Annotated in this window: 12 protein-coding genes; 8 read left to right on the top strand and 4 right to left on the bottom strand. The window is 55.0% G+C overall.

Annotated elements, in window-relative coordinates:
• From ACR0C6_RS20210 to ACR0C6_RS20185, 6 genes are all read left to right on the top strand, one after another.
• On the top strand, positions 1–155 hold a 155-nt coding region (locus tag ACR0C6_RS20210; RefSeq protein ID WP_480619523.1), incomplete at its 5' end, for an EF-Tu C-terminal domain-related protein.
• 240 nt (positions 156–395) lie between these two features.
• Positions 396–2,123: an amidohydrolase gene (locus tag ACR0C6_RS20205; RefSeq protein WP_480620854.1), complete on the top strand. Its 1,728-nt coding sequence runs from the start codon at positions 396–398 to the stop codon at positions 2,121–2,123.
• Positions 2,124–2,298: 175 nt separating this feature from the next.
• Positions 2,299–2,613, top strand: a complete 315-nt coding sequence (rpsJ, locus tag ACR0C6_RS20200) for a 30S ribosomal protein S10 (protein WP_008756422.1) — start codon at positions 2,299–2,301, stop codon at positions 2,611–2,613.
• A gap of 15 nt (positions 2,614–2,628) precedes the next feature.
• A complete protein-coding gene (rplC, locus tag ACR0C6_RS20195; RefSeq protein ID WP_152459170.1) occupies positions 2,629–3,354 on the top strand; it encodes a 50S ribosomal protein L3 in 726 nt (241 codons plus the stop codon).
• Positions 3,351–3,968 carry a 50S ribosomal protein L4 gene (gene rplD / locus ACR0C6_RS20190; RefSeq protein ID WP_155148664.1) on the top strand — a complete coding sequence of 206 codons (618 nt, stop codon included), beginning with the start codon at positions 3,351–3,353 and terminating at the stop codon, positions 3,966–3,968. Before rplC ends, rplD begins: the two co-directional genes overlap by 4 nt.
• On the top strand, positions 3,965–4,261 hold the full coding sequence (locus tag ACR0C6_RS20185; protein WP_068348029.1) for a 50S ribosomal protein L23: 297 nt from the start codon (positions 3,965–3,967) through the stop codon (positions 4,259–4,261). Before rplD ends, ACR0C6_RS20185 begins: the two co-directional genes overlap by 4 nt.
• 90 nt (positions 4,262–4,351) lie before the next feature.
• Here the strand turns inward: ACR0C6_RS20185 and ACR0C6_RS20180 are convergent, their stop codons facing one another.
• Positions 4,352–4,696 (bottom strand): MarR family winged helix-turn-helix transcriptional regulator, encoded by a 345-nt coding sequence (locus ACR0C6_RS20180; protein ID WP_480446159.1) that lies wholly within the window; start codon positions 4,694–4,696, stop codon positions 4,352–4,354.
• A gap of 22 nt (positions 4,697–4,718) precedes the next feature.
• Here ACR0C6_RS20180 and ACR0C6_RS20175 point away from each other — a divergent pair, with 22 nt between their 5' ends.
• Positions 4,719–5,216 (top strand): YceI family protein, encoded by a 498-nt coding sequence (locus tag ACR0C6_RS20175; RefSeq protein ID WP_480446158.1) that lies wholly within the window; start codon positions 4,719–4,721, stop codon positions 5,214–5,216.
• A gap of 37 nt (positions 5,217–5,253) precedes the next feature.
• On the top strand, positions 5,254–5,934 hold the full coding sequence (locus ACR0C6_RS20170) for a hypothetical protein (RefSeq protein WP_480446157.1): 681 nt from the start codon (positions 5,254–5,256) through the stop codon (positions 5,932–5,934).
• Between the two features lie 218 nt (positions 5,935–6,152).
• Here the strand turns inward: ACR0C6_RS20170 and ACR0C6_RS20165 are convergent, their stop codons facing one another.
• The 3 genes from ACR0C6_RS20165 to rpmD all read right to left on the bottom strand — a co-directional run bounded on the left by ACR0C6_RS20165 (position 6,153) and on the right by rpmD (position 7,363).
• Positions 6,153–6,314, bottom strand: coding sequence for a DUF1127 domain-containing protein (locus ACR0C6_RS20165; protein WP_224859333.1), 162 nt, complete (start codon positions 6,312–6,314; stop codon positions 6,153–6,155).
• A 360-nt stretch (positions 6,315–6,674) separates the two neighbouring features.
• Positions 6,675–7,058 (bottom strand): hypothetical protein, encoded by a 384-nt coding sequence (locus tag ACR0C6_RS20160; RefSeq protein ID WP_152459163.1) that lies wholly within the window; start codon positions 7,056–7,058, stop codon positions 6,675–6,677.
• A gap of 116 nt (positions 7,059–7,174) precedes the next feature.
• Complete coding sequence (rpmD, locus tag ACR0C6_RS20155; RefSeq protein WP_050605831.1) at positions 7,175–7,363, bottom strand: 50S ribosomal protein L30; 189 nt, start codon at positions 7,361–7,363, stop codon at positions 7,175–7,177.
• Position 7,364 lies beyond the last annotated feature (1 nt).

Raw genomic sequence — 7,364 nt, 5'->3', positions numbered from 1 at the left:
TGGCCGAAGGCACCGAGATGGTCATGCCCGGCGACAACGTGTCGTTCGGCGTTGAGCTGATCGCGCCGATCGCGATGGAAAACGGCCTGCGTTTCGCCATCCGCGAAGGCGGCCGCACCGTCGGCGCCGGCGTTGTGTCGAAGATCATCGAGTAATTCGCGCAAGCGACTGATCAGACGGAAAGGGCGCCCCGCGGGGCGCCCTTTTTCAATTTCGGAAACGCACACCGAGATGCTACCCTTTTCCGTATTGAAACATTGCAATTCGAAAGAGGTCATAAGATGCACGTATCGGCACGTTCACTCTGTCTTGTCGCAGCAATCGCGTTTTTAGCAACCTCGGCATCGTCCCAACAAATCGCGGATCGCATTTATCTTGGCGGTCCAATTGTCACAATGAATGACGAAGGCCCATCTGCCGAAGCGGTTGCAGTCAAAGACGGGCGTATTCTGGCCGTCGGATCGCTGTCTGACCTATCTGCGTATCAAGGTGATGGAACGGAAACCTTCGATCTGAACGGACGCGCGATGCTGCCGGGCTTTGTGGACAGCCACGGGCATGTTGTCATGGGAGGTTTGCAGGCACTGTCAGCCAACCTTCTCGCGCCGCCGGATGGAGATGTCGTTGATATCGCAAGCCTGCAATCAACACTGTCCAACTGGGCCGCTGAGAATGCGGAAGCCGTTGAGCAGGTGAAAATGATCGTTGGCTTTGGTTACGACAACGCGCAGCTGAAAGAGCTGCGTCACCCGACACGGCAAGAACTGGATATGGTGTCCCAAGACTTGCCGGTCATCATCATTCATCAATCCGGGCATTTGGGGGTCGCAAATTCAAAAGCTCTGGAGTTGGCAGGTATCACCGCCACCTCAGAAGCACCTCCGGGCGGTGTGATTCAGCGCGATGAAGCTGGTGAGCCTAACGGCGTTCTGGAAGAATACGCGTTCTTTTCGGTTCTTGTTCCCATGCTTGGAAATCTGGGTGAGAAAGGCTTGGCGGCATTCGCGAAGGCCGGAACAGAGCTTTGGGCTAAGTTTGGATATACAACCGGACAAGAAGGCCGATCGTCCGGTGAGATTGTCGAGGTTCTCAGGAAAGTTGCAGCCGAAGAAGGGCTGCCCATCGATGTGGTCGCGTTTCCAGACGTTTTGGAAGCTCGGGAGTTCATCGGAGAAAACACATCAGCAGACTACGAGAACCGGGTCCGGGTTGGGGGTTGCAAGCTGACAATCGACGGTTCACCGCAGGGTTTCACAGCCTTGCGGGATCGACCCTATTACAATCCGGTTGGAAATTATGCCGCCGGGTATGCCGGATATGCCGCCATAACGATGGAGCAGCTTCAGGACGCGGTGAACTGGTGTTATGAGAACGGCTTCCAGATCCTTGTGCATTCCAACGGCGAAGGAGCATCCGATATGCTGATTGCGGCCCTTGAAGAAGCGCAGATCAAGTATGGCGACCCAGGCAACCGCCCCGTTCTGATACACGGCCAGTTTCTGAGGGAGGATCAGGTTGCCAGTTTCAAACGGCTTGGCGTGTTCCCGTCGCTTTTCCCGATGCACACGTTCTATTGGGGCGATTGGCACCGGGATCATACTGTGGGACCGGTCAATGCCGACAACATCTCACCCACGGGATGGCTGCGAGAAAGGGACATGATGTTCGGCACACATCACGATGCCCCGGTCGCGTTTCCCGACAGTATGCGGGTTCTTGCCGCGACGGTCACTCGCCGCACCCGTTCGGGCGACATATTGGGGCCGCATCAAAGGGTGGACGTCATGACTGCACTTAAGGCCATGACTATTTGGCCTGCGTGGCAGCATTTTGAGGAAAACGAGAAGGGGTCGATCGAAGTTGGAAAAGTTGCAGACTTTGTGATCTTGTCTGACGATCCCACGACGGTCGATCCAGAGACCCTAGCTGAGCTCAAAGTGCTTGTAACCGTCAAAGGTGATGAGGTTGTTTACGAAGCTGAAGAAGGTGTCAGAGAGGGAAAGATGCGTTTTTCTCCATTTTCCAGTGACCCAGTTATTGCGCATCTTTTTCTGCACGCGGTTTACCAAGGAATGAAGGTCGAAAGTCCATGGTTAACCAATGGCGTTTCTGGAGATGAATAGAAGGTTTTCATTCTGGCATTTGCCTCTTGCAAAAACGCTCAGGTCGCTATAGTACGCGCGAGTTCTCAATAAGAACATCAAGGCGGGGTGATTCCCGCCTTTTGGGTTCGATGAGGGTTGGCGATGCGCGTCTGTCCTCCTCTCAACCCCAACGCCTGAATAAAAGGCTGTTAACATGCAAAGCCAAAACATCCGTATTCGGCTGAAGGCATTTGACTATCGCGTACTGGATGCCAGCACGCAAGAGATCGTCAACACTGCCAAGCGGACCGGCGCAAACGTGCGCGGCCCGATCCCGCTGCCGAACAAGATCGAGAAGTTCACGGTTCTCCGTGGCCCTCACGTTGACAAGAAATCCCGCGACCAGTTCGAGATCCGCACGCACAAGCGTCTTCTCGACATCGTTGATCCGACCCCCCAGACCGTTGACGCGCTGATGAAGCTCGACCTCGCTGCTGGTGTGGACGTCGAGATCAAGTTGCAGTCGTAATCGGAGGGTATGAGAATGCGCTCTGGTATTATCGCAAAAAAAGTTGGCATGACCCGCCTGTTCATGGAAGACGGCAAGCAGATCCCTGTGACCGTTCTTCACCTGGACAACCTGCAGGTCGTTGCACAGCGGACCGCTGACAAAGATGGCTACACTGCCGTTCAGCTGGGCGCCGGTGCTGCCAAGGCAAAACGCACCTCGAAAGCCATGCGCGGTCACTATGCCGCTGCCAAGGTCGAGCCCAAGCGTAAGCTGGCCGAGTTCCGCGTCTCCGAAGATGGCCTGATCGAAGTGGGTGCCGAGATTTCGGCAGAACACTTCCTGGAAGGTCAGAAGGTTGACGTTTCGGGCACCTCGATCGGTAAAGGCTTTGCCGGTGCGATGAAGCGCCACAACTTCGGTGGTCTGCGCGCCTCGCACGGTGTTTCGATCAGCCACCGTTCGCACGGTTCGACCGGTCAGTGTCAGGACCCGGGCAAGGTGTTCAAAGGCAAGAAGATGGCCGGTCACATGGGTGCTGCCCGTGTAACGACCCAGAACCTGGAAGTCGTCAAAACCGACGCCGAGCGTGGTCTGGTCTTCATCAAAGGCGCCGTTCCTGGACCGAAATCGGGCTGGGTCACCGTCAAGGACGCCGTGAAGAAGAAAGCACCGGAAGGCCTGCCTTTCCCGGCTGCTGTGAAATCGGCTGCATCTGATGCACCTGCGGAAGAAGCTCCCGCGGAAGGTGGTGAAGCATGAAACTTGATGTAATCAAACTGGACGGCGGCAAAGCCGGCGACATCGAGCTGAACGCCGATCTGTTCGGTCTCGAGCCGCGTGCGGACATCCTGCACCGTGTGGTCCGTTGGCAGCGCAACAACGCGCAGGCCGGCACCCACAAGGTCAAGACCCGCTCGGAAACCAGCTACTCGACCAAGAAGATCTATCGCCAGAAGGGCACCGGTGGCGCACGCCATGGTGACCGCAACGCGCCGATCTTCCGCAAGGGTGGCATCTACAAGGGCCCGACCCCTCGTTCGCACGGCCACGACCTGCCGAAGAAGTTCCGCAAGCTTGGCCTGCGCCACGCTCTGTCGGCCAAAGCCAAAGCAGGTGAACTGGTTGTGATCGAGAACGCCGAAGCCGAAGGCAAGACCGCCGCTCTGGCCAAACAGGTTGCAAACCTGGGCTGGAAACGCGCTCTGGTCATCGACGGTGCGACCGTGAACGAAGGTTTCCTGAAGGCGTCGCGCAACATCGAAGGTCTGGATATCCTGCCGTCGATGGGTGCAAACGTTTATGACATCCTCAAGCGTGACACCCTGGTGCTCACCAAAGCGGCTGTCGAAGCACTGGAGGCTCGACTGAAATGAGCGCGAAGGCAGAACACTACGACGTGATCCGCAAGCCGATCATCACCGAAAAGTCGACCATGGCGTCCGAAAACGGCGCGGTTGTCTTCGAAGTGGCGATCGACAGCAACAAGCCGCAGATCAAAGAGGCCGTTGAGGCTCTGTTTGGTGTGAAGGTCAAAGCGGTGAACACCACCGTGACCAAAGGCAAGGTCAAGCGGTTCCGCGGCCAGTTGGGCAAGCGGAAAGACGTCAAGAAGGCCTATGTGACCCTGGAAGAGGGTAACACCATCGACGTGACCACCGGTCTCTGATCGGACCCGTCGTTTAGAAAATCAGAACCCCCGCGCGAGCGGGGGTTTTTTTTTGGCACAGACTGTGTACTCTGCGCCCTTAGCGGCTTCCTATTCAGCTTGCTTGCGCGCGGTTTCGATGAAGGCCTGCCAGCCATCCGACTTGCCAAAGGCGCGCATCTTTTCGTGCAGCAAGGGGCCGTAGATTTCCCACATACGTTTTCGCAGCTCTTTCCCCTTGTCGGTGATCTTCAGGACTTTACCCCGCCGGTCACCGTCAAAGGACACAAATGTGATCAGTCCTTCTGCAACCAGGCGCCTGCTCAAATGGGACAGGTTCGATTGCTCGAATATGGTGTCCTGAGCCAGCTCGTAGGGGCGCAGTTGGCCGCCGTGCCGCTCGAGGGACCAAAGGATATCGTACCATTTCAAAGGTGGCAGGCCAGCGTCTTTCAAGGCGGCACTGATTTCAAACTGGATGAGCCGTGTCGTCCGGTTCAGCTGGAGCCATGCAGGGGTGTCCACCCAGCATGGTGAATTCACCAAAGTCGAAGGTGTGCTGGATCTGAACGCGGATGATGTCGAGGCATCGACACTGAACGTGACGATCGACACAAACAGCCTGTCCTCGGGGTTTGGGCCTTTGGACGATCACCTTAAGTCAGCGGATTTTCTCGAGGTCGAAACCTATCCGGAAATCACTTTCGTCAGTACGAGAATTGAACGGACGGGCGACACCACGGCGGATGTGACCGGCGACCTCACCATTCATGGTGTAACCAAACCTGTAACTCTGAAAGCCACGCTGACTCACCAAGGCCCGCATCCGCTGGGCGGTGCCATTGAATACTATCAAGGCGACTGGGTGGCGTTCTCGGCAGAAGCTGAGATTGACCACACGGAGTTTGGTGTCGGACCATTCTCGACCGGGCCGATCACCATCCTCATCGACACCGAGATGAAGGCTGACGGGTAAGAATGGTAAGTCAGCCCGCTGGCGCTACATTAATGCTATGGCTGACTCAAAGAACACACCGCAGCATGGAAGAAAGCAGCACACATTGCTACGACGCTTGCTGGGTGGTTTCACGACCTCGGCAGTTCAAACTGATGAGGTCGCTTTCGTCTCTGATCCAACAGCTGAACGTGAGCAGGTGCTGGAGAAGATGCGCGCTTTTAACGGTGAGCCGTATTTCCAGATAGCAGATGAAAAGCTGGGGCTCTTGTCGGTATTTGATGATCTGAAATACGATCGGGCGGATGTGGACATGATCTCTCCGGCGATGCGTAAGCATGTTGTAACCAAGCTTGGTCCGTTGGGGTTTCGGCAGATTTCCGGTACGGTGCTGGAGCACGTGAAAGCCGACACGCGTGTACATATTCCAAAGTTCCACGCCCTCGGCGCGTCGCCCTTTGACATTACGCGCTACACAGACAAGCGCGCTCAGGATTATTGCTTGCTGACCCCGACGCAGGTGGCTTGCCAGTTCATCGATCACTATGTGTTGGACGACGCAGTGCAGCGGATCGAAGCGCTTGTTGAGAAGCACCCAATTAATCTGCTAAAGCTGGCGGATTATCTGGAAGGCAAACCCAAGCACCGTGCGTTTCGCGAGGTTCTCGGCCATATCAAGCTCAAACAGCGGATTGCAGTGGAGTCTGAACCACTCTGCCGCAGGCGGTCTTTGGGGTAGGGCGTCAGAAGGTCAGGGGTCAGGGAAACGTATGTTGCGGGAGCCCACGGTTGGAAACCGCCGTAGAGCCGGATTTTAGCTCCGTACAGCGGCATTGTGATCTTCAGTGGGCCTCTTATCCTGCTGTTACGCGTCTACTGGTCGTGCTGTGAGCCAACGCGTGATACAAAAAAAGGCGCCATTCGGCGCCTTTGTGTATTTCTGCGGATTATCCGCGATTAAGAGCAGTAAACATGTTTGTGCGCAATATCTGCAATGTCGCAGCGGCGGATGCCGATGTCATCCAGTTCGCGGTTGGTCAGGCTTTGCAGTTCGCGGTATGTGCGCTGATATTCAGCGGCCCGTTTGCGTGCGGTTTTGATCCGTTCGATCATGTCCATGATCCGGGTGCCGAAGTTGAAGCCGGTATTTGTCAGTGTTGCGGTTGTCATTTCTGTGTTCCTTTCTCAAATCAGGGCGAATTCCCTGACGTTACCTTTTGTGTTCCTTGTTTGGACAAGGCTGAGATAGGGTTAATAGTTATCGCTAACAATACAGGTTTGGGTCTAGCCGCTATGCGTTTTCGGTATGACAAAGGTTGATCCCAACGCAATACGGATCGCGCAAGACATTCGGAATATTATGTACTTGCGTCAGAAGCATTCAGAAACTGCTGTAACGGCGCTTCTCCTATTGAACGCAGGCCGTGTGGCAGTGCTAACGCCTTGTGATAAAGCTGTACGAAATGGCCTAATAACCGACTATTTCCTAATCTTCCCCTCGTATCGCTCTTTTTGTTCATTAACCAGAATCAGTTTGCCGTTGTTCACGACGTAAAGATCAAACCGGGGATTTTGATATCCAATGCAACGCATCCCGTTGTCATAGAATTTGTATGAGTTTGCTTTCCAAGTTTGGCCGTCCCTTTTGTAGGAATAGGTTCCGTCGGAAAAATATGTTTCTGTGTCTTTGCCAGTGTAAACGACCTTGCGTCCCGCAAGGTTGTTTTGGAGCCAGGCCGCATTCACTTTCTGGTCGCCGTCTGAGAAATAGCTTTTCGAAAGTTTTGGAGCCTTGTTAGGGCAGGCTGCGTGCGCTGAGACACCAATGGCCGTCGCGCAAAGCGCGGATAGGAACAGTTTCATCTTTTTTCACTCTTTAATCAAAATGGATCAAAACGATACGTCAGACGCAGTTAAATGCAAGAAAAAACGCCCCTGAAAAAATCAGGGGCGTTTCAAACTTTGCGAAGATGTAGCGCTCAGCCGCGCTCTTCGACGATCTCTACCAGATGCGGGATCTTGCGGATCATGCCGCGGACCGAAGGAGTATCTTCCAGCTCACGGGTTTTGTGCATCTTGTTCAGGCCCAGGCCGATCAGAGTTGCGCGCTGTTCGGCGGGGCGGCGGATCGGGGAACCGATCTGCTTGACGACGATGGTTTTTGCCATG

The organism is Ruegeria sp. AL12 (assembly GCF_056540885.1).
Note: the sequence above shows the minus strand (reverse complement) of the source record. Positions and strands in the feature narration are given on the sequence as shown.